Genomic DNA, 19,676 nt, shown 5'->3' on the forward strand with positions numbered 1-19,676 from the left:
AGCATGATCAAACTTTATGGTTTCGGACCGGGTGTGGGACAGCCGGACCTGAGCCCTTTTGTCATGAAGGTCATGATCCTGTTGCGCATGTCGGGCATCCCCTTCGAAAAGATCAATGGAATTGCCGGTGCCCGCAACGCCCCGCGCGGCAAGCTGCCGTATATCGACGACAACGGTCGTATCGTCTCCGATTCGCGCTTCATTAAACGCTATCTCGCGGAGACCTATGGCGCGGATTTCTCCGGTGGATATGACGAGCCAACCCTGATGACGGGTCTGCTCGCCGAGCGCACGCTGGAAGAATCGAGCTACTTCTTCGCCGTCGAACGTCGTTGGATCCGTCCCGACGGCTGGCCGGTGATGCGCGAGGCTGCATTCGGCGCAATGCCGGCGCCGCTTCGCCTCCTGATTGCCCCACTCGTCCGCCGCAGCGTGCTGAACTCCCTGAAGGGCCAAGGCACTGCAAGAATGAGCAGCGCGGAAAATGATATGCTTTGCGCCGAAAACACCCGCGCGATAGCCTCTCTTCTCGGCGACAAGCCTTACCTTCTGGGCGATCGGCCGAGCGGCTCCGACGCAACGGTGCTGGCCTTCGCCATCGCTGCGACAGCGCGGGCCTTTCCCGGCCCCATCCGCAACGCTATCCTTGCCGAACCGAATCTTGCTGCCTATCGCGACCGGCTGGCCTCCGAGTTCCTGCCGGAATGTGATCTCGCAATGCTCTGAAACATTGCCAAGAATTCACTATCCAATCTCAAGCACCGGGATTATGGAAAGTATGTATTCCTTACAATAACAGGACAGGCGGCATCCATCCGCCTGTATTCGTTCTCAGGTTCGCCATGCCCCGCATCGTCCCCATCATCCTCGCCTTCGCTTTCTTCATGGAAATGATGGATTCGACGGTCATCGCCACGTCGCTCCCCGCGATTGCCGGCGACATCGGGGTGAGCCCGATCACGCTGAAGCTGGCGCTCACCTCCTATCTCGTGGCGCTCGGCGTCTTCATCCCGATCAGCGGCTGGATGGCCGACAAGTTCGGTGCGAAGAACATATTCCGCATCGCGCTGCTCGTGTTCGTACTTGGCTCGGTTGCCTGCTCCATGTCCTCCAGCCTGCCGGAATTCGTCATTGCCCGCTTCCTGCAGGGCATCGGCGGATCGATGATGACGCCGGTTGGCCGCCTCGTGCTGGTGCGCGCCGTGCCGAAGAGCGAATTCGTCTCCGCGATGACCTGGCTGACCATTCCGGGTCTCATTGGCCCCATGGCCGGCCCGCCGCTCGGCGGTTTCATCACTACCTATTTCACCTGGCACTGGATCTTCCTGATCAACGTGCCGATCGGTCTTCTGGGCATCTGGCTCTCATCGATCTACCTGCCCGAAGTGCCGCCGCGCGAAACGCCGAAGCTTGACTGGCCGGGCTTTTTCCTCAGCGGCATTGCCGCCGCCGGCATCGTGTTCGGCCTCTCGGTCATCAGCCTGCCGGCGCTACCACCCGTCGTTGGCGTTGCGGCAACGGTGCTCGGCGTCGTGACGCTCGTGCTCTACATCCGCCACGCCCGGCGCGTCCCGAACCCGATCCTCACGTTGAAGCTCTTCCGCGATCCCGTCTTCCGCCTCTCGATTATTGGCGGAACGATCTTCCGCGTCGCCAATGGCGCCCAGCCGTTCCTGATGCCGCTGATGCTGCAGATGGGTTTCGGGTTGAACCCTTTCCATTCGGGCCTCATCACCTTTGCCGGTGCCTTTGGCGCGATGTCGACGAAGTTCCTCGCCACCCGCGCGCTGGCAGCTTATGGCTTCCGCGACACCATGGTCATGGCCGCCGCCGGTGGCGCTGCGATGATCGGCATCGCCGTCTTCTTCACGCCGGACACGCCGATCTGGCTGATCATCGGTTCGCTTTATCTGGCAGGCTTCACGCGGTCGTTCCTGTTCACGTCGTCGAACAGCCTGAACTTTACTTCGATCGCCGAAAGCGATGCCAGCCAGGCAACCTCGATCAGCTCCGTCTTTCAGCAGATCGCCACCGCTCTCGGTGTCGCTGTCGCCGGCCTCATTCTCGAAACGGGCGGATGGTGGAGCGGGCAGACGCTCTCGCTCTTCTCCTTCCACCTGGCCTTTGGCGTAACGGCACTGCTCTCGGCAGCCTCGCTGTTCTTCATCGTGCCCCTGCCGCGCGATGCCGGCGCGGACGTGTCGGGGCACAGGGCGTATCAGGCGGGGTGAGGGATATGTTTGTCGGGTCTCGCTCAATCCTTGATGCTGAGGGCAGCTCCGGAACGTTAAAGTCACGAACTTCTGTTTCGCGCTGCCCGATACAGCAAGATGAAAATCAGATAGGCGTGAAGAGATACCCCAACTGAGACGTAGACGATGAGAAGAAATTTGAAATAAGTTGGGCTTTTATCATAGTATATAAGATGCTCCGTGGTGAAAAAAGAGCATCGCCTGCATATAATGTATAGAGCCTTATGTTTATTGTAGAAGTAAAATTGTAACAGGAATGGAAACGACGTCAGTGAGAACACCAGCGTCAAGCCAATTGCCATATTGGTTTTGCTTCTCATGGTCCAATCATGAAATGCTTTTCCCAGTTTACCGCCTGGTGTTTTCTCGGTCCGTAGCAAGGATCCGCCGTCGCCTTGGGCTTGCGCATTCTCTCTCGCAACATCGGCCTGAAAATTTGCGTACAAGCTTTTCAGGTCAACATCTGTTTTTGAATCCGCTTTCGGAGGCGGAGCGTGGGCTGGTTCAGGCGCCCGCTTTGGAGCGCCGCGGCGGCCGAATTTAACATTGTTCTGCATGGAAGTCCCATAGGGCGGGAAACACGATCAATTTGCGCTTGCACTCATAGTTTGCACTGCAGGTGCTAAGTGTTCGTTATCAACTTCCGTAGAACGCGACGGAACCTCAGATAGGAATTTCAGCCTTCCGCCTCTGCCTCTTCCCGTACACGTCCTTTGAAGCCCTTGGCGAGCAGGAACATCTCGACCGACTCGGCGCGCGATGCACCGGGCTTCACATGGACGACCTGACGGAAATTCTGCTTCAGAAGCGTCAACAGCTCGTTTTCCGTACCGCCCTGGAAGGTCTTGGCGAGGAAATGCCCGCCTTCGGCGAGCACCTCGATGGCGAAATGCGCGGCAACCTCGCAAAGCTGCATGGTGCGCAGGTGGTCGGTGCGCTTGTGGCCCGTCGTCGGCGCGGCCATGTCGGACATAACGAGATCCGGCGCGCCGCCGAGTGCTTCCATCAGCAGGCGAGGGGCCTCGTCCTGCAGAAAGTCCATCTGCAGGAAATGCACGCCCGGCAGCGCATCCATCTCCAGAAAGTCGATGGCCGCGACGCGAATGTCGCTATCGGTCGAATTCGTCACCTTGGCGGCGATCTGCGACCAGCTGCCCGGTGCCGAGCCCAGGTCGATGATGCGCCTGGCGCCCTTGAGGATCTGATGCTTGTCATCAATCTCGAGCAGCTTGAAGGCCGCGCGTGCGCGATAGCCCTCGAGCTTTGCCCGCTGGACATAAGGGTCGTTGATATGGCGCTCCAGCCAGCGGCGGGAAGAAGCCTTCAGCTTCCCCTTCTTCACCTTCTGGCCGATCTTTCGCCCGGTGCGGTTCGGCGTCGATGGCGGTTTCGTCATGTCTTGTCTCCGGGCCGTCCGCGCCAGCCTGCGTTGCTGCGATGGCGCTGCCGCCGCCACGCGCCGTCATCGGCCATCATGTCCGTGAGAAGTCCTTCGCGCAGGCCCCGATCGGCCACCCGCATGCGGGGCGAGGGCCACCGGCGACGGATGGCCTCCAGAATGGCGCAGCCCGCCAGCACCAGATCGGCGCGATCCGGGCCGATGCAGGGATTGGCAGCTCGGCCGGCAAAATCCCAGGACAGAAGCTTCGCCTGCATCGCATTGACTTCCGTATCCGAAAGCCAGACGCCATCCACCTTGCGGCGGTCATATTTGGAGAGCCCAAGATGCACGCCGGCCAGCGTCGTCACCGTGCCCGACGTGCCGATCAGGTGGAAACCGGAATCGGGATCATCGGCCAACTCGCTGACATCGGGGCTCTCGAACTGCGCCAGCATGCCTTCGACTTCCTGCACCATCGCGTCGAAGACGGTAGGCGTCACGTCCCGCCCGCCATGGCGTTCGGAAAGTGTGACGACGCCGACAGGTAGCGATGTCCAGTGCGTGATGTGATTGGCAAGCCGCGCGGAACGGTTCTCTCCCGTCTTGATCACGGCAATTTCCGACGAGCCGCCGCCGATGTCGAACAGCACGACCGAGCGCGTTTCGCGCCCGACCAGAGACGAGCAGCCCGATACGGCAAGGCGCGCTTCGGTCTCGCGATTGATGATTTCCAGTTCCAGGCCCGTTTCGGCCGTCACGCGCGCAAGAAACTCTTCGCCGTTTTCAGCGGCGCGGCAGGCTTCCGTCGCAATCAGCCGATGTCTGCGGATGTTTCGGGTCGAAAGCTTCGAGGCGCAAATTCTTAAGGCTTCGATGGCCCGGTCCATGGCGTCATCCGAGAGACGGCCGCTGGAGCCCAGGCCTTCGCCCAGCCTGACGATCCGCGAAAAGGCGTCCACCACGCGGAACTGGCCGGGCCGCGTGGGCTGCGCGATCAGCAGTCGGCAATTGTTGGTGCCGAGATCGAGCGCCGCATAAAGATCACTGGGGGGCGGGGGCGCAAGGGCACGCTCCGCCTGCGGCTGCTGACGAGCGTCGCTTGTCGGCTGTGGCCTTGCAACCGCCGGGGCCGCGCGATCAGACGGCGCCGTAAGCGGACGGCCTTGCAGGGAACGGCGGTTGCGCTGATGCTTCTTCCGGGAACCGGGGCTTCGGGCTTCCTGCGGCTGAGCCTGTGCCGTCTGCTGCTGTGATTGCGCCTGACGCAGCTGGCCACCTTTCTTGCGGCGGCGCTTACGCTTGCGCGACGCATCGCTGCCGGACCTGTTGTCAGGCGCAGAAAGGGTGTCAGGACGTTCGGCGTCGCCGGTTTTCACCAGCGGCTGGCCTTTTGCCGGAGGCGCGGACGCTGCGCGGCTCTTGCCGCTACGCCTGCGTTTTCCGCGACGGGAATTTGGCTTTCCCGAGCTGCCAGTACGGTCGAACGCCCCATCGAATGACGGCTTAGAGCCGTTCGAAGGGTCTTCCACGTTCAATATCCATGTCGCCGCGCAAAAATCTCTTTTGGAGTTGCTGCAGGCTTGTTCAAGTTTCGTTGGCGCAATTGTAACAGCGGCGGCACCTTTCGCCAACCGTTTTTCACGCCGAGCCAAGCAAAGCCACCACGACAAAAAAAATTCACATCGGGTATTTGCACCGGCCAATCTTTTGGTTATAAGCCGCCTCACCGACGCGGTCGAAAGACGGCGTGACCGCCGCAAGGCTGTTGGGGAATAGTTCAACGGTAGAACGACGGACTCTGACTCCGTTAATCTTGGTTCGAATCCAGGTTCCCCAGCCATTCGCCTTAAATTACTGAATAATTTGCCTTCTCTGCCCGCGTAGACGCAATCTCCTGAGAGCGGCGCATGGGCCGTGTTCAAGTCGCCGCGGTTGATGCAAGACAGTCTTTCGTATCCAATCCAATCGAAAAGTGACGGTCGATGGTCGGGGGCAATGCGAGCAAAATTGCCCGCCTGAAGACAGTTGTGTATTTTCGGTCGCCGCCCCATGAGTGCAAATGGCACGCGTGCGGCGCCCGGCGCGTCTCAGATTGTAAAGGCTGTCAATGGAGTCCGATTTCTCGCAAGTTGTTGGCCCTGGCCTGCCAGACTTTGAGGTCATTGTTGCTGCGTTGAGATGTCAGGTAGACCCGGAGAAGCTGGCCGATGCAGACAGGCGCAAGATCGAAGATATCACGCCTGAAACCGATCGATTTGCGGTCCTTCAACGCTTGCTCTCGGCCGGCGGCGATCCGGAGAAGTTTGGCTGGACCGACATTTTCCTGGCAGTCGCTTTTGGATCTCTGGACGATCTTGAAGAGGCTTTGACGGGCAAGAGTGACATTGAGGCCGTTGATGGCCAAGAGCGTACTGCATTCCTGTTTTCCATTCAGGTCGGCGAAATTGCGAAGACAAAGCTCCTGATTGATGCAGGCGCAGATATTCTGGCCCTCGGCGACTGCGGCAGGACGCCTTTGGGATATGCGATCGAGCAGGACGATGTTTCCATGCTTGAATGGCTGCTGGAACAAGGGTTCGACCCGGAGCAGGAAAACGCCTTGGGAGAAACGGTTGTTTTCGACGCTGCGGAATTGGGTGCAGTCCGGTGTTTGAGAAAACTGATCGATTTCGGCGTTGATATCGGAAGGTCGCGGCATTCCGGCACGACGCCCATTCAGGGCGCGAATGATCGGCAGGTGATTGAAATCCTGCTCGATGCCGGTGTGAATCCGAACTGCCTCGACCCGGAGCAGCTTGCAACGCTGCTCGGTTACAAAGTCGATGAACCGCCGGAGTGTTCGATGGAGGATTATCGGAAATATCGATCCAGGGCCTTCGGTCGCTTCAATCCCGAACGTGTCCACAACCCCTTCTGGACCGCTATGGTTCGATGCGGCGGATCGGCATCACTGGCCGAGATGAAATATTCGGCGGAGGCCAGAGCGCTGCGCAAGAGCAAGGCATCAACGCCTGCGGAAAAAGCCAAAACTCAATGGAATGATCCGCGTGTGAAGCCAAAGACCGAGATGAATTTTGATCTGGGATACCCGATCTGGTGCTATCGGCGATTTGGAAAGTCGATCAACCGGCTCCCGGATGGCCGCTTCGTCGAAATTGCAGGTGAACACGAGGATTACTACGACCCGAATTTCTGCATCTATAACGATGTGATCGTGCATGACGGCCAGGGTCGATGCGAGATCTACGCCTATCCGGCCGACGTCTTTCCGCCAACGGATTTCCATTCCGCGACGCGTGTTGGCGATTTCATCCTTATCATTGGAAACCTTGGTTACGTGCCGGACCGCAAGCCGGGATTTACGCCTGTCTATCGCCTGAGCATCGCTTCGTTCAAAATCGAGCCGGTCGAAACCAAAGGGGATATGCCGGGCTGGATACATGGTCACGCCGCCCGGTTTGACGGTCGGACAAAAATCCGAATTTCAGATGGAAGATGTGCCGTCTGGGACAATGGAAAACTGGATTTTGTCGACAACCGCAACGTCTTTGAGCTCGATCTTGAGACCCTGACGTGGACGAGAACAGCTTGAGCCTGCTTGGCAAAACCGGGCCATCGCCTTTTTGTTGACCTGTCCCGGCCTTCCTGCGGAATCCACCTTCATAAGCTCTGTTGAGGCAAGTAAAGTTGTCGTCGCGGTTCAACGGTCTCCAAACGATTCGCGGGGCTGCACTCCAACACCGGCTATCTCCGGATAGCCATTCCGGACAAAACCCATTGGCCATCCGATCGAAGGAACCCTCATGAAGAAAATCCTGATCACCACTTTCCTGGTCCTGGCAGCTGCCTCCGCGCACGCCGCCGACACCTGCAAGTCCAAGGCCGTCGACAAGAACGGCAAGCCTCTGGCGGGCGCCGCGCTGACGTCGTTTATGAAGAAGTGCACGAATGATGCGACGGCCTCCTGCGACTTGTCGGCCAAGGACAAGAACGGCAAGGCGCTGGCCGGCGCTGCAAAGACGGCCTACACGAAGAAATGCGTCAGCGACGCAGTCGGCGGCTGATTTCCCGGCAAGGGCATGGCGGCGTCGGCGTCGTGTTTGCCCTTGCCTTCTCTCTCAAAGAGTTCCCGTCCCGTCGACATTTGCTGGGGCGGAGAACCTCTGCGCGTCACTCGGCCCTGGTCGCTACGGCAACGATCCCGCGAAATCCGAAGGGTAGCCAGACGGAGTGGATGGCCACCGGCAGGGCGCCGAAATCACTCGACGTCAGCACGTCTCTCAGGCTTTGGTTGGTGAAGATGTTCCTGGTCACTGACCCGTTGAACTGCAGCCACCCCATGTGGCTGTGATTGGTGGCATAAGCCACGAACCGGCCCCCCGGTTTCAGCACGCGATAAGCTTCGGCAAGCGCCTTTTCCAGCGGATCTACGAAATAGAGAATGTTGACGGCGAGGATCGTGTCGACGGAACAATCGGGCATTGGGAGGGCTTCAAAGGAGCCTTCGGCAATCTTCAAGGTCCTTGCGGTGATGCTCGCCTCGTTTCGAGCCGCTGCAATAGAGACCATGGTTTTCGAGCGATCGATGCCGAAAACGGTGCCGCGGCAAGCGAGCCTTGTCAGTTTTCGCAATCCGGAACCCGGCCCAAACCCCACTTCCAGCACATCATCGTCAGCGCCCACGGAAAGCCGCCGAAAGGCCGCCCGATAGGGTAGCCAGTTGATGATGCGCATGGCCGTTGCCATGAGCTGTCCGGCGAGCCCCTCGGGAGCGGCAAACTGTTCGGCAACGTAATCGTGAAGAAAACGATTTGATGGTTCGAAATCAATATTCTGGACCATGTCCAACCCCAGGATGCAATACAATCAGTCCAAATATGACGGATACGATATGCAATGAAACCGCCTTCTCCTATGAGCTTCCTCGCCAAAAGGGAAGGCAGGGCTCAGGAGAAGAGACAAATATTTCTGACAGGTTTCCTTGAATTCAAGCTGGCGTGTAACAAAGGGATATTTATTTCAGTTCGGACACTGCTGCCGCGCGCAGTGTCTTCTTTTGCAACGGAGAATAAGCGTCAGGGAATATCGTTCGGCATAAAGTCGCGCTGGCGGCGGACACACTGAGCCGAAGCAGTTTCGGCTGATGATGGCGTGCGCCGAGATGTGCCGCACCTCCGCGCATTTCAGGCTGACCGGCACCGGGCACCACCTGCAAACCCGCCGCGAATGCGCAATAATCCGTACGCAATGTGCTGATGATTGCGAGCGGATCGGCGAAATGGACACCTGTGTGGAAGCCTGCCGGCAATGCGCCGAAAGCTGCCGCGCCATGGCTGCCTGATATCCTGCCTCGGGCGTCGGGAAAGGCGGCGCGTTCTTGCGCCGCCTGTCGGCATGGTTTCCCGGCTCTGTCAGAGCGCCGTCTGCAATGGCGGCAAGTCTTCGGCTGAAGACCAGGTGAGATCGCCATCGTACCGCCAGGCCATCCGGCCTTGCTCATTCAGCGCGAAGAGGTGCAGCCAGCCGCTGTCGAAGAGGGCGCGCACCTGCGGATGCCGCCGCAAAATGTCGGTGATGGCCTCCTTCGGCGCCTCGATGGCCACCGTTAGCCGCAGTGGTTCATGCACGAAGCCGGAACCGTCATGCACCGATTGCCAGGGCAGGCCCGCACGCAGGTTGCCGCCATTTCCCTCCACGACGCCGATACCGCCGACGACATTGTGGAGCAGCTTGTTTCCGGCGCCGTAGAGCGAGGGGGCCACGCAGGACCCGAAATATTGCAGGCTGATCCAGCTCGCGACCACCACCGGGGCCGTCAGGATGAGCTCCAGAACCTTGAAGTTCTCATCCCTGCGCCAGACGTAATCGTGCAGGAAGACCTGACCCTCGAGCGAGCGGCCCGAAGTGCGGGCGCGGGGTGCTGCGATGAAGGCCCGGCAGCCGGCAAGACCGAGTTCCGGGCGCACCTCCGACCAGTCGCGGCTGCGCGACCGCACATTCTCCGGCGTCGCGCCCGGTAAACGCAGCACGCGCTCGGCGCGAGCCAGCTGACCGGCTTGGGCGAGCCACTTTCGGATGCGGTTGAGGTCTTCGGCGACGATATCCTGTTCCAGATCGTTGGCGAAGAGTGTCACCGTGTCTTTCGTGGTGTCATGCAGTCCTGCGAGAAAGACCGTATCCGCAGGAATACGGATCGCCTTCTCGGCAAGCCGCGTGCGGACGGCGGGATCGTTGAGCAGGCCGGCTAGCAGACGCGCGTTGACGTCGCCGGCATAGCCGCCGCAGGCGCCGCAATGCAGCGCGCTGGCATAGGGATTGTTGACGACATTCGCGCCGTGACCGCAAATCAGCACGAAGCGGCCGAAGCCCTCGGTGAGCGACATGGCCTTGAGGACCGCTTCTGCCATCCCGGCCCGTGTCTCAAGATCGAGGCTTTCGTCGAGGCGCGGCTTGGCGGCGTCCGGAGCCTTGCCCTTGCCGAATCCGAGGGCATCGCGCACCAGCTTGCCGGCATAGACCGGGCCCATCGCTTCGACGAAGGCAAAGGAGGAAACGGCGGCGAGCTTGAACCGCCCCCAGGCGCGCGCAGCGCGGGCGCTGAAACGGGCCTGCTGGTCGGCTTCCGCGTCATGATCCACTGCGCTGCAGGTGAAGACGGAGGGCTTCAGGAGAACCGGGAGCCGGTGTTCCGGGACATCCGAGGCAAAGCTCCGGTGGCTCGTGCCAAGCCCGAAGAACCCCGCAAAGCCGAGCGTGCGGATACCCGCATCGGTGCTTTCAAGCGCACGCCGGAAGACCTCCGAACGCACGTCGATGCAGAAGGCCGCCTGCAGCAAGGGCCGCAGATCGGTCACCTTCGCGCTCGACGGGGCGGACAGCGTTGCAGCCAGCTTCCGCTGCGCCGCGTGTTCGGCCGCGCGCAGAAGCAGGCCGTCGATGAGGATATCGCCGCTGATTGTGAGCGGCTCGCAGTGAGCGCGCCGAATGACCTGCCATTCGGTTTCGATTGCCGTCCTGTGGCGTCTGTAGAGAGCCTCTTCGAAGACCAGCCGGATGGCCAGCAGTTCGAGCGCGGTCGTATCGGTCCGGCCCTCGATCTCGGCCTTGAACTGGATATGGCGGGCAAACTGTGCCCAGCCGCCCAAGCCGAGCAGAAGCTGGTGAAAATAGGTACCGGGGTTTGCGCCAAGCCCAAGCGATACGGCGGCACGCTCTATGGCAGCCGACGCCGTTTCGGGCGTGTCTGAGACATGCAGGCCGAAGCCCTTGAGGCCGAGAATTTCCGGCGTCAGGTCATGCATGGCAAAGGCGCGCCAGGCGGCATAGAGGCCATTGCGTCGCGAGGCAGCCCAGAGTGCCTGCCCCTCGTCGAAAAAGCCGGCGGCAAAGGTGCCGATCCGTTCGGAAACGAGCGCTGGCCAGTCTCTGCCCGAGGCGCCGGCGGCAAGTTCGTCGATCGTCGGCAGGGGAGACACCGGCGCAGGCTCGGCGGTTGCGGCGGCCTTCAGCGTCGCCAGATCGAGGCCGGCCGCGTTCGCATGGGACTGCAGGGCCGCCAGCAGATCCTCGTCGGCGATCTCGCCGGCCGCGATCTGATCCGCGTAATGCTTGCGAGGCAGGGCAAGGCGGACGCCGGCAATCCGGGTGAGCAGGGTTGCCGTCTCGTCGCGGGTCTCCGTGGCGTGGCCGAGGAACGGATTGACCGCAACGGTTGCCGTCAGCGGCCAGGACGGTGGAATGGCCCGCACCGCCCGATCGGCAGCCCGCGCCAGAGCTTCGCCATGCAAGGTGTCTACAGTGTGCATATCGGTCATCGTTTCAATCCTTGGACGAGGCAGAGGTGGCCATTGCGGAGCGCGGAAGGGACCAGCCGCCGAGAAGACGGTCGAAGAGAGCATTGGCATAGAGGCCGTTGGCCAGATGGACTCGAAGCCCGGCAGCGGACGGGTGGTAGGCCCAGAGTGGGAAAAGTGACTGCGCGACGGCCACCAGACCGAAGGTGACGACCGCCAGCAGCATCAGCGACCATTCGAGCGGTCCGGGCTGCGGCGTCGCGGGCAGAGTGCCGTACATCATCGTGTCGGCAATGCGCTGCAATGTGAAATAGGCGGTGGCGGCCGTTATGGAGGTGAGCGATGTGCGCCAGGTCAGCGCGCGCGGGGCTGTGTCTGCGAGCCCCTGCGCGATCAGATAGGCAACGCCGAAGATCAGCATCGCACCCAGCGCCAGCGCCTGCGGCGGCTTGTCGGCGAAGCCGAACAGCAAGCCGATGGCAGCGTAGATCGCAAGCGCCATCAGGAAGGCGCGCCCGACCGCTTTGGCATCGGGTATCGCCACAGGACCGGGCCGGCGGATCGAGGCCACAGTCTCGACAGCCGAACCCGATGACAGAAAGGAATGCGCCTTGTAGAGCGAATGGGCGACAATGTGCAGGAGCGCGACGGGGAAGAGGGCGAGCCCGCATTGCAGGATCATGAAGCCCATCTGCGCGACCGTCGACCAGGCCAGCGAGGTCTTCACCGCCGGCTGCGTCAGCATGACGACGCTGCCGAATATTGCCGTGAAGCCGCCAACCATGACCAAAACCGCCAGAACGATCGGCGCATGCAGCATCAGGTCCGCAAAGCGGATAAGCAGGAAGCCGCCTGCATTGACCACGCCCGCATGCAGCAGCGCCGAGACGGGTGTGGGCGTTTCCATCACTTCGGCGAGCCATCCATGGGCCGGAAATTGGACAGACTTCAGGAGTGCGGCCACCGAAAGCAGGGCCGCCGCAGCAACCGTGAGCGATCCGGCCTGACCCTCGCGGGCGGCGGTCAGGATCGAGGCGATGTCGCCGGTTCCGTAGCCAATGCCGAGAAGGATGAACGCGCCGGCCAGCGCCACGTCGCCCGTGCGGGAGACAATCAACTTCTTGTGCGCCGCGCGCCGCGCCGCGATGCGGTCCGGATAAAAGAGGAGAAGCTGATGCAGCAGCAGGCTGACGGAAACCCAGGAGACAAACAGCTGCAGCAGCGTTCCGGATTGTACCAGTAACAGCACCGCCGCGAGCGTCGCAGCCATCCAGCCGGTAAACGGTCCCTGACGCGCCTCCCCGTCCAGAAAGGTTCCGGCATAACGCAGGACAACCCAGCCGATGAAGGAAACCAGCAGCAGCATGATCAGGCTGACAAGGTCGAGCCGGGACGCGAAAGTAAAGAGACCGTAGCCCAGCGCCGGGCTTGTACCGGGACCTTCCATGGCGAGCAGAACACCGCACAGGATGACGACAAGAATGGATCCGAGCGCCGAAATCTCGGCAACCCGGACGGCAAGACGTGGCCTGAAGGCCGGGGCAAGAAAGGCGAAGGCTGAAGCACCGGCAAGAAGGAGCGGTGCGAGAAGCGGCAGGGCATGGATCACGGGTCTTCTCCGATCTGGGCCAGGCTTTGGAAGCAGAGGCGTTCTGACGGATGTGTTACCAGTCCCGCGATCCCATAAAAAATTCATTGTTTATCGAATTTCGTTCTATAAAATAGAATGATGTCAGATCTGAACTATCACCATCTCCGCTACTTCCGCGCTGTTGCGCATGACGGCAATCTCACGCGCGCGGCCGAGCGGCTGAATCTGTCGCAATCGGCCCTTTCGATCCAGATCAAACAGTTGGAAGAACGCCTCGGCCACACGCTCTTCGAGCGGCGCGGCCGGCAGCTCCATCTGACCGAGGCCGGACGCATCGCGCTCGACCATGCCGACACGATCTTCTCCACCGGCGAGGAATTGCTGGAAACGCTGAAGGAAACCGGCAGGACGCGCAGGGCGATCCGCATCGGAGCGCTTGCGACCCTCTCACGCAATTTCCAGATCGAGTTCCTGCGCCCCATTCTCGGGCGACCGGATGTCGACCTGATCCTGCGTTCCGGCAGTACCAGCGAATTGCTCGGCGCGCTCGAAGCGCTGAACCTCGACATCGTTCTTCTCAATCAGGCGCCGACGGCCGATGCGCTGACGCCCTTCATCGCCCAGCATGTCTATCAGCAGCGGGTCAGTCTGGTCGGCAAGCCGTCCTACGGAGCGGCGGGAAGCGGGCTTACTAACCTGCTCAGTGCCCATCCGGTCATTCTGCCGACGCTGGAAAGCGGCGTGCGTTTGCAATTCGAGGCGCTCGTAGCGCGGCTCGGCATCTCGCCGCAGATCGCAGCAGAAGTGGATGACATGGCCATGATGCGCCTTCTCGCGCGCGAGGGAGCAGGCCTTGCGGTGTTGCCGCCGATTGTCGTCAAGGGGGAGCTTGACGCGGGCGCGCTGGTTGAGTTCGACGCGCTGCCGGGGATGATGGAGTCGTTTTACGCCGTAACCGTGAAGCGCCGCTTCCCCAATCCGCTGGTGAGACCCTTGCTGGCGCCGGGCCCGGCAGGCGAGCTTGGCGTGCAGGTATAATCCGTCGCCCCTGAACGCCTTCTCAGGTCTCTTCGTCGAAGGGCAGTGAATTGTCGCGCGTGAATTCGTTGAAGATGTAGCGCAGGCTGCGGGCGTCCACTTCCTGCTTCGACATGCGGAAATCCGCCCCGAACTCGCCGAAGGACTGGAAATAGTTTCCGGATATGTCGCTGGAGATAATGCCAATGGGGCCGATATAGCGGGCCTTGCGGATCAAGGGGACAGTCTGGCGGAAATCGCTGTGGGGCGGGAGCAGGTTGTCGATCAGAACGATGTCGTAGCTGCGCTCGGCAAGCTTCTCCAGCCCCGCATCCAGCGTCGAGACGAAATCGACGGCGACGTCGTGGCTCTCCACCTTCTTCAGCTTGTACTGGATGATCTCATATTCTGTCGGGTCGTCATCGATCAGAAGTACATCAATGGCTTTCTGCTGTCCCTCCACGCCGTCTCCCATTTAGCTTATGATCCCGACCCTGATTGCTTTCGTCACGAGATGAATCCGGTTCAGCGCATCAAGTTTTCGCATCGCCGAGCCAATATATTCATTCACGGTATATTCGGAAAGACCAAGAATGATGGCTATCTCGGCCGATGTCTTGCCTTCCGCCGTCCACTCGACCACCTCGATCTCGCGCCTGCGGAACCGTGGCGTATCGGCGTCGAGTCCCTCGGCAACAGCCAGTTTTTGCAATGCCTGCAGGAAGTCGAAGACCGCGCCGGCGATCTCGGCCTCGGGACGCGATTCGGCCTCGTCGGCCAGCACCAGCACGAGGCGTTCGCCGGTATAGGCGGTCATGGGAATGAGGATGGCGCGTCGGCACGTCATGAAGGGCACGAGCGCCGTGGGGGGCTGAGCCGCAATCGCCGGCCTGCGCAGGCTCGCCAGCTGTCCCAGAAGCGCCTGACTTGCCTCCGCAGAGACATTCGCAAGGCTGCCGCGTCCGCGCGGAAGGTCTGCCAGGAGGCAGATACGATCCAGACGCGGCTCGACCTTGACGCCAGTCAGCTCGAAAACGGCAAAGGATAGAAAGCCGTAGCGATCGGCGAGCATCCGGAAGACCCGGAAAAAATCCGTCCGGTTGATCGCGCGATTCAACTCTGCGTCGATGCGTTCGTCGTTTGGCTCGAGGCTCATGTCGGTAGGCTCATTTGTACGATTAAGGCCGCGCGCCTTGAAAGAGGATTCGCGAATCTCTTCGTTGCAAGGTCCCGCCGGTCGTGACGACAGTCAAGTTCAATCTCTTACCGCAGGTCAAACTCTGCAAGTTGCCCGCGAACGAGGCGCTTGAAGTCGCCTGCGATGCGCTCGCCCTCTTCTCCCCCCTGATATAGCGCCAGACGCAGGGCTCCCCCCGCAAGCTGGAACAACAGATAGACGGAGCGGGCATAGTTTTCGCGGTGAAGCTCCGCAATCAGATGTTGTGTTTCGGCGGAGAAGGCGATCGCCTGCAGCCGCGTTTGTGCGATGTCGAGATCGAGCATTTCCTTGTCCGCCTGAACGGCGTTGAGCAGATCCTGCAGGGCGGGCTCATCCTTGAGCATGTCGAAATAGCCGTCGATGATCGCGTCGGTCGCCTGCAGAATGTCGCGTGCGGTCTCGATCGTGCCCAGAACGTCCTTGATGCGGTCCATGAACGTACTGGAGAAGCGCCGGTAGAGTTCGGCCATCACCGCCGTTCGGTTGGGAAAGTAATGATAGACGCTGGCCAACGGCATGCCGCTAGCGGTCGCGATATCAATCATCGCCAGTGCTGCCAGACCCTTTTCGCCGATCAATGTCTGCGCGGTCGAAAGAATGAGGTCCACGCGCTCCCGGCTGCGATCCTGTCGCGGCTGCCGCCGCAATGTTCCACCAGGCTGTTTCAAAGGCCGATCCCGATTGACAAATGTCGTTTCACAATATCATCTTTCAAAAGCTGATAGTCTATCAGTTTTTGAAAAGCCAGTTTCAGTACCCGATGGGAGAGAGCGGAATGAACACTGAGTGGCTCGTCGGCAATCCGTCGCGGACCAATGTCTTCGCCGCCTTGTGGGTCGGTTCGGTCGGGCTGCTGGTTCTCGGTCTGCAGCCCATTCTCCTCGGTGCGTTGCTTACCAGCGGGCGGGTCAATTTCGACCAGCTTGCGCTGGCAGCTACGGTCGAAATCCTGGCGATCGGCATCGGCTCGGTTCTCTCCGCCTTCCTGCTCGGCAGCGGTGCCGTCCGCCTCAAGGCTGCGATCTTTCTTATCCTATCGGTCGTCTTCAACCATGCGACCGCAGCGACCGACGGTCCGACGACTGTCGTCGTGACACGCGGGCTTGCGGGCCTTGCCGAAGGCGGGCTCGTGGCCTTCGCGGTTGAACTCATCGCGCGTTCGCGCCATCCGGGACGCATCGGGGGCTATTTCGTCTCGCTGCAAACCCTGGCGCAGGCGGGCATTGCCGTCCTTCTGGCGCTCTGGATCGTTCCGCGCTGGGGTGCGGCTGGCGGGTTCGAGGTGCTGGCGCTTGTCTCTGCGGCCAGCCTTGTTGGTGTAGTGCTGTTGCCGGCAGGCTACGGCTCGCTTCCAAAACCCTCCGACCCCGCCGGATCGGGACTTTGGCGTCCCGCCGCCCTGACGGCCCTGTTTGCAATCTTCGCCTTCTACATGTTCCTCGGCTCGCTTTGGGCCTTTCTGGAACCGCTCGGCGGCGACGCAGGTATTGCCGCCGAGGTCATCGGGCTAATGGTGTCCGTCAGCCTTGTGGCGCAGATTCTGGGTGCGGCAATTTCGACCGCCGTCGAGGCCCGCCTGCCGTTTCGCCCCGTTCTGGGTGTGGCCGGTCTTCTGGCGCTTGCCATCTCTCTGGCGATCTCGCTTCATCCGCCCGCGCTCGTCTTCTGGGCTCTGGCTATGGGCATCGGCTTCATCTGGCTCTTCGTCGTTCCATTCCAGATACGCCTGGCCGTCGATGCGGATGCCTCACGCGGCGCGGCGCTCCTCGTTCCCGCAGCACAGCTTTTTGGAGCCGCGTTAGGTCCAGCGGGCGCATCTGCCTTCATCGACGCTGGCTCGTCGGCGGGTGTTGCCTATTTCGGCGCCGCCAGTGCCGCCGCCTCCGTCATTTTCATTTTCCTGAACGCATTGATGCGGCGACGAGGCCATTGAAACGGAATATCGGAAGGTCGTAAAATGACGCGCGCTACGGCAACCACATGGTCAAACTGGGCCGGCAATGTCCGCGCCAATCCCCGCCAGATCGCTCGCCCTGCCGATGAGGGGGAATTGGGTGACGTGATCCGTGGGGGCGACCGGCCTATCCGCATGATTGGTTCTGGACATTCCTTTACCCCGCTCGTGGCCAGCGAGGGCACGATCGTCGATCTTGGCGGCTTTTCCGGCCTTCGCGCACACGACACGGAGCGCATGACTGCGACGATTGGGGCGGGCACACCATTGGGGCAGCTGACGCAACTGCTGCATGCCGTAGGTCAGGGCCTTCCCAATATGGGCGACATAGACCGTCAGACGGTCGGCGGCGCGCTCGGAACGGCAACCCATGGCTCCGGTCTCGGTCTCGGCGCCTATCACACGCAGCTTCTTACGGTTCGTCTGGTGGACGGGCGCGGCGAAATCCGCGAGTTCAGCGCGGATGCGCAGCCGGAGATGATCCAGGCGGTGGGCGTCAATCTCGGTGCTTTCGGCGCATTGACCGAGGTGACCTTTCAGAACATGCCGTCCTATCGCCTGCGCCGCCGCCGCCACGCGCTCGCCGTTGCGGACATGCTCGAAAACTTCGATAGCCTGATGCGCTCGCATCGTTCGGCCGAATTCTTTGTCATCCCGTTCTCCAGCCATGCGCTTCACCTGAGCTACGACATGACCGAAGCTCCTGTCAGTGCGCATCCACCCGAACAGGATGAGGATGGGTTGAAGACCCTGAAAATGCTGCGCACCACACTGAAACGGCTGCCGTGGCTCCGCCGCAAGCTCATCGGTTCGGCGCTTGCCAAAATCAAGCCGGAGGATTTCGTCGATGTCTGGTTCGGCGCCTATGTCAGCGAGAGGCGGACTCGCTTCAACGAGATGGAATACCATCTGCCCTTCGAGGTCGGCGCGAAGGCTCTGCGGGAAATCCTGAGCATGATGGAGCGCGACTTCCCGGAGGTCTATTTCCCGCTCGAAGTCCGCTCCGTCATGGCGGACGAGACGTGGCTCAGCCCGTTCTACAAGCGTGCAACCTGTTCGATTGCCGTCCATCACGATGCCGCGGAAGACCCCACGGCCTTCTTCAACGCCGTTGAGCCCATCTTCCGCAAATATGACGGTCGTCCGCATTGGGGAAAGATGCACAGTCTGACAGCCCGCGACTTCGCCGCGCTCTATCCCCGCTTCAAGGATGCGATGGAGTTGCGCCGCGAGATCGATCCCGACGGTCGCTTCATCTCCCCCTATCTCGCCAGGATATTGGACGTGTGATGATGGGCGACACTGTCTATTTCCAGAGGCTTGCAGACGCGCTCCAGCTTGCCGGGCGACATCGCCCGACACTGGTGCTCGATCTGGACAGGCTGGATGGGAACCTTGAAATCATTCGCGCCGGCGTCGCGCCGGGCGTGGCTTTGCGTGTCGTCGACAAGTCGCTGCCTTCGATACCGCTTCTTGCCCATGTGATGGAACGGCTGGGCACGCGCCGCATCATGAGTTTCGACGTCATGGTCGCCTGCGCCGTGCTGAAGGCTTTCCCGGACGTGGATATTCTTTTCGGGAAGCCGATGCCGACGGCCGCGCTTGAGGCGCTTTTCTCCGGCATGCGACCGGAAGCAATCGCCGACTTTGCCGCGCGCACGGTGCTTCTGGCCGATGGCGCTGCGAGGGTCGAGCAACTGGCGGCCCTAGCAAAGAGCAGGGGAATTCGGCTTCGTATTGCCCTGGAGGTCGATGTCGGCATGCATCGTGGCGGGGTCGAGACGCCGTCCCTTGTTTTGGAGGCAACGGCAGCGGCACTTGGCTCCGGCATGCTCACGCTTGAGGGCATCATGGGCTATGAGGCGCATATCCCAGCCATTCCGGGTTTCGCCGGCGGGGCGGAGGGGGAGGCGAAGGCCGTCAGGGCCAGGCTGGCAGCCTTTGCCGAGGCGCTGCCGCCCGATTGCCGCAAGATCATCAACAGCGGCGGAAGCAAGACGGTCCTCACCTATGCCGATCCGGGTGCTGCGACCGAACTGTCCGTAGGCTCCGCCGTCGTCAAGCCCACGGATTTCGACACCGGCACGCTCGCCAGCCTCCAACCGGCCATCTTCATCGCCACGCCGGCTCTCAAGGTTGTCGATGCCATGCTGCCGGGCCCTGCCTGGATGACATCGGCCTTCCGGGCGCTCGGCCTGTTCAGGGCCAGAGGCTGTTTTCTCTATGGGGGTCACTGGATGGCAAGGCCGATCTATCCGCCGGGTATGCGGGAGAGCAAGCTGTGGGGGCACTCATCGAACCAGCAGTTCATGTCTCTTCCCAACACCTGCGAACTGCGCGATGACGATCTCGTCTTCTTCCGCCCCACGCAAAGCGAAGCGGTTCTCTCTCAGTTCGGGGAGATACAGCTTTTTTCCCAAGGCCGGATCGTCGGCGGATGGCCGCCGATTGCAATCCCATAGCTTGATG

Annotated in this window: 18 protein-coding genes, 1 tRNA gene and 1 pseudogene; 11 read left to right on the forward strand and 9 right to left on the reverse strand. The window is 61.1% G+C overall.

All coding sequences use genetic code 11. The features are described from left to right. The first annotated feature begins 3 nt into the window (after nt 1-3). Together ABID16_RS11495 and ABID16_RS11500 are read left to right on the forward strand one after the other, a co-directional pair. Nucleotides 4-726, forward strand: coding sequence for a glutathione S-transferase C-terminal domain-containing protein (locus ABID16_RS11495; protein WP_354556464.1), 723 nt, complete (start codon nt 4-6; stop codon nt 724-726). A 116-nt stretch (nt 727-842) separates the two neighbouring features. Further along, on the forward strand, nt 843-2,231 hold the full coding sequence (locus ABID16_RS11500) for an MFS transporter (RefSeq protein WP_354556465.1): 1,389 nt from the start codon (nt 843-845) through the stop codon (nt 2,229-2,231). A 62-nt stretch (nt 2,232-2,293) separates the two neighbouring features. On the opposite strand, the gene ABID16_RS11505 is transcribed toward ABID16_RS11500, so the two are convergent. The 3 genes from ABID16_RS11505 to ABID16_RS11515 form a co-directional block, all read right to left on the reverse strand. Further along, the gene (locus ABID16_RS11505; protein ID WP_354556466.1) at nt 2,294-2,809 is read right to left on the reverse strand and encodes a hypothetical protein; all 516 of its coding nucleotides are present in this window, start codon (nt 2,807-2,809) and stop codon (nt 2,294-2,296) included. Nucleotides 2,810-2,928: 119 nt separating this feature from the next. Next, nucleotides 2,929-3,648 carry an RlmE family RNA methyltransferase gene (locus tag ABID16_RS11510; RefSeq protein ID WP_354556467.1) on the reverse strand — a complete coding sequence of 240 codons (720 nt, stop codon included), beginning with the start codon at nt 3,646-3,648 and terminating at the stop codon, nt 2,929-2,931. Further along, on the reverse strand, nt 3,645-5,162 hold the full coding sequence (locus tag ABID16_RS11515) for a Ppx/GppA phosphatase family protein (protein WP_354556468.1): 1,518 nt from the start codon (nt 5,160-5,162) through the stop codon (nt 3,645-3,647). Before ABID16_RS11515 ends, ABID16_RS11510 begins: the two co-directional genes overlap by 4 nt. Between ABID16_RS11515 and ABID16_RS11520 the strand changes: the two genes are divergently transcribed. The 4 genes from ABID16_RS11520 (at nt 5,053) to ABID16_RS11535 (ending at nt 7,697) form a co-directional block, all read left to right on the forward strand. Continuing rightward, a complete protein-coding gene (locus tag ABID16_RS11520) occupies nt 5,053-5,409 on the forward strand; it encodes a hypothetical protein (RefSeq protein WP_354556532.1) in 357 nt (118 codons plus the stop codon). The two genes, ABID16_RS11515 and ABID16_RS11520, sit on opposite strands and share 110 nt — an antisense overlap. Next, nucleotides 5,400-5,473: transfer RNA gene (locus ABID16_RS11525), tRNA-Gln, on the forward strand. The genes ABID16_RS11520 and ABID16_RS11525 overlap by 10 nt, the downstream gene beginning before the upstream one ends. Nucleotides 5,474-5,740: 267 nt before the next feature. Further along, nucleotides 5,741-7,225: an ankyrin repeat domain-containing protein gene (locus ABID16_RS11530; protein WP_354556469.1), complete on the forward strand. Its 1,485-nt coding sequence runs from the start codon at nt 5,741-5,743 to the stop codon at nt 7,223-7,225. A gap of 211 nt (nt 7,226-7,436) precedes the next feature. Continuing rightward, nucleotides 7,437-7,697, forward strand: a complete 261-nt coding sequence (locus tag ABID16_RS11535; protein WP_354556470.1) for a hypothetical protein — start codon at nt 7,437-7,439, stop codon at nt 7,695-7,697. Nucleotides 7,698-7,803: 106 nt separating this feature from the next. On the opposite strand, the gene ABID16_RS11540 is transcribed toward ABID16_RS11535, so the two are convergent. Beyond that, nucleotides 7,804-8,475 (reverse strand): class I SAM-dependent methyltransferase, encoded by a 672-nt coding sequence (locus tag ABID16_RS11540; RefSeq protein WP_354556471.1) that lies wholly within the window; start codon nt 8,473-8,475, stop codon nt 7,804-7,806. Nucleotides 8,476-8,737: 262 nt separating this feature from the next. Here ABID16_RS11540 and ABID16_RS11545 point away from each other — a divergent pair. After that, nucleotides 8,738-8,974, forward strand: a pseudogene (locus ABID16_RS11545) (four-helix bundle copper-binding protein); the annotation flags it as partial. A gap of 70 nt (nt 8,975-9,044) precedes the next feature. Here ABID16_RS11545 and ABID16_RS11550 read toward each other — a convergent pair. Next, a complete protein-coding gene (locus ABID16_RS11550; RefSeq protein ID WP_354556472.1) occupies nt 9,045-11,447 on the reverse strand; it encodes a YbcC family protein in 2,403 nt (800 codons plus the stop codon). Between the two features lie 4 nt (nt 11,448-11,451). Next, nucleotides 11,452-13,035 carry a proton-conducting transporter transmembrane domain-containing protein gene (locus ABID16_RS11555; protein ID WP_354556473.1) on the reverse strand — a complete coding sequence of 528 codons (1,584 nt, stop codon included), beginning with the start codon at nt 13,033-13,035 and terminating at the stop codon, nt 11,452-11,454. A 120-nt stretch (nt 13,036-13,155) separates the two neighbouring features. On the opposite strand from ABID16_RS11555, the gene ABID16_RS11560 reads away from it, so the two are divergent. After that, nucleotides 13,156-14,055, forward strand: a complete 900-nt coding sequence (locus ABID16_RS11560) for a LysR family transcriptional regulator (RefSeq protein WP_354556530.1) — start codon at nt 13,156-13,158, stop codon at nt 14,053-14,055. A 22-nt stretch (nt 14,056-14,077) separates the two neighbouring features. Here ABID16_RS11560 and ABID16_RS11565 read toward each other — a convergent pair whose 3' ends face one another. The 3 genes from ABID16_RS11565 to ABID16_RS11575 form a co-directional block, all read right to left on the reverse strand. Then, nucleotides 14,078-14,497, reverse strand: a complete 420-nt coding sequence (locus ABID16_RS11565; protein WP_354556474.1) for a response regulator — start codon at nt 14,495-14,497, stop codon at nt 14,078-14,080. Between the two features lie 12 nt (nt 14,498-14,509). Then, on the reverse strand, nt 14,510-15,190 hold the full coding sequence (locus ABID16_RS11570) for a helix-turn-helix transcriptional regulator (protein ID WP_354556475.1): 681 nt from the start codon (nt 15,188-15,190) through the stop codon (nt 14,510-14,512). A 107-nt stretch (nt 15,191-15,297) separates the two neighbouring features. After that, a complete protein-coding gene (locus ABID16_RS11575) occupies nt 15,298-15,861 on the reverse strand; it encodes a TetR family transcriptional regulator (protein ID WP_354556476.1) in 564 nt (187 codons plus the stop codon). A gap of 167 nt (nt 15,862-16,028) precedes the next feature. Between ABID16_RS11575 and ABID16_RS11580 the strand changes: the two genes are divergently transcribed. The 3 genes from ABID16_RS11580 to ABID16_RS11590 are packed head-to-tail and all read left to right on the forward strand — an operon-like array spanning nt 16,029 to nt 19,669. Continuing rightward, complete coding sequence (locus ABID16_RS11580; protein ID WP_354556477.1) at nt 16,029-17,186, forward strand: MFS transporter; 1,158 nt, start codon at nt 16,029-16,031, stop codon at nt 17,184-17,186. Nucleotides 17,187-17,210: 24 nt separating this feature from the next. Further along, nucleotides 17,211-18,497, forward strand: coding sequence for a D-arabinono-1,4-lactone oxidase (locus tag ABID16_RS11585; RefSeq protein WP_354556478.1), 1,287 nt, complete (start codon nt 17,211-17,213; stop codon nt 18,495-18,497). Further along, nucleotides 18,497-19,669, forward strand: a complete 1,173-nt coding sequence (locus ABID16_RS11590) for an alanine racemase (RefSeq protein WP_354556479.1) — start codon at nt 18,497-18,499, stop codon at nt 19,667-19,669. Before ABID16_RS11585 ends, ABID16_RS11590 begins: the two co-directional genes overlap by 1 nt. Nucleotides 19,670-19,676 lie beyond the last annotated feature (7 nt).

The sequence above is a fragment of the Limnomicrobium aquaticum genome, from assembly GCF_040545545.1.
In the GTDB taxonomy this organism is placed as follows: domain Bacteria; phylum Pseudomonadota; class Alphaproteobacteria; order Rhizobiales; family Rhizobiaceae; genus Ensifer_A; species Ensifer_A aquaticum.

Coding starts and splice junctions, on each gene's coding strand:
- ABID16_RS11535 (WP_354556470.1), top strand. CDS start 7,437: ATGAAGAAAATCCTGATCACCACTTTCCTGGTCCTGGCAGCTGCCTCC.
- ABID16_RS11560 (WP_354556530.1), top strand. CDS start 13,156: ATGTCAGATCTGAACTATCACCATCTCCGCTACTTCCGCGCTGTTGCG.
- ABID16_RS11570 (WP_354556475.1), bottom strand. CDS start 15,190: ATGAGCCTCGAGCCAAACGACGAACGCATCGACGCAGAGTTGAATCGC.
- ABID16_RS11500 (WP_354556465.1), top strand. CDS start 843: ATGCCCCGCATCGTCCCCATCATCCTCGCCTTCGCTTTCTTCATGGAA.
- ABID16_RS11510 (WP_354556467.1), bottom strand. CDS start 3,648: ATGACGAAACCGCCATCGACGCCGAACCGCACCGGGCGAAAGATCGGC.
- ABID16_RS11580 (WP_354556477.1), top strand. CDS start 16,029: ATGAACACTGAGTGGCTCGTCGGCAATCCGTCGCGGACCAATGTCTTC.
- ABID16_RS11590 (WP_354556479.1), top strand. CDS start 18,497: ATGATGGGCGACACTGTCTATTTCCAGAGGCTTGCAGACGCGCTCCAG.
- ABID16_RS11550 (WP_354556472.1), bottom strand. CDS start 11,447: ATGACCGATATGCACACTGTAGACACCTTGCATGGCGAAGCTCTGGCG.
- ABID16_RS11540 (WP_354556471.1), bottom strand. CDS start 8,475: ATGGTCCAGAATATTGATTTCGAACCATCAAATCGTTTTCTTCACGAT.
- ABID16_RS11495 (WP_354556464.1), top strand. CDS start 4: ATGATCAAACTTTATGGTTTCGGACCGGGTGTGGGACAGCCGGACCTG.
- ABID16_RS11505 (WP_354556466.1), bottom strand. CDS start 2,809: ATGCAGAACAATGTTAAATTCGGCCGCCGCGGCGCTCCAAAGCGGGCG.
- ABID16_RS11585 (WP_354556478.1), top strand. CDS start 17,211: ATGACGCGCGCTACGGCAACCACATGGTCAAACTGGGCCGGCAATGTC.
- ABID16_RS11530 (WP_354556469.1), top strand. CDS start 5,741: ATGGAGTCCGATTTCTCGCAAGTTGTTGGCCCTGGCCTGCCAGACTTT.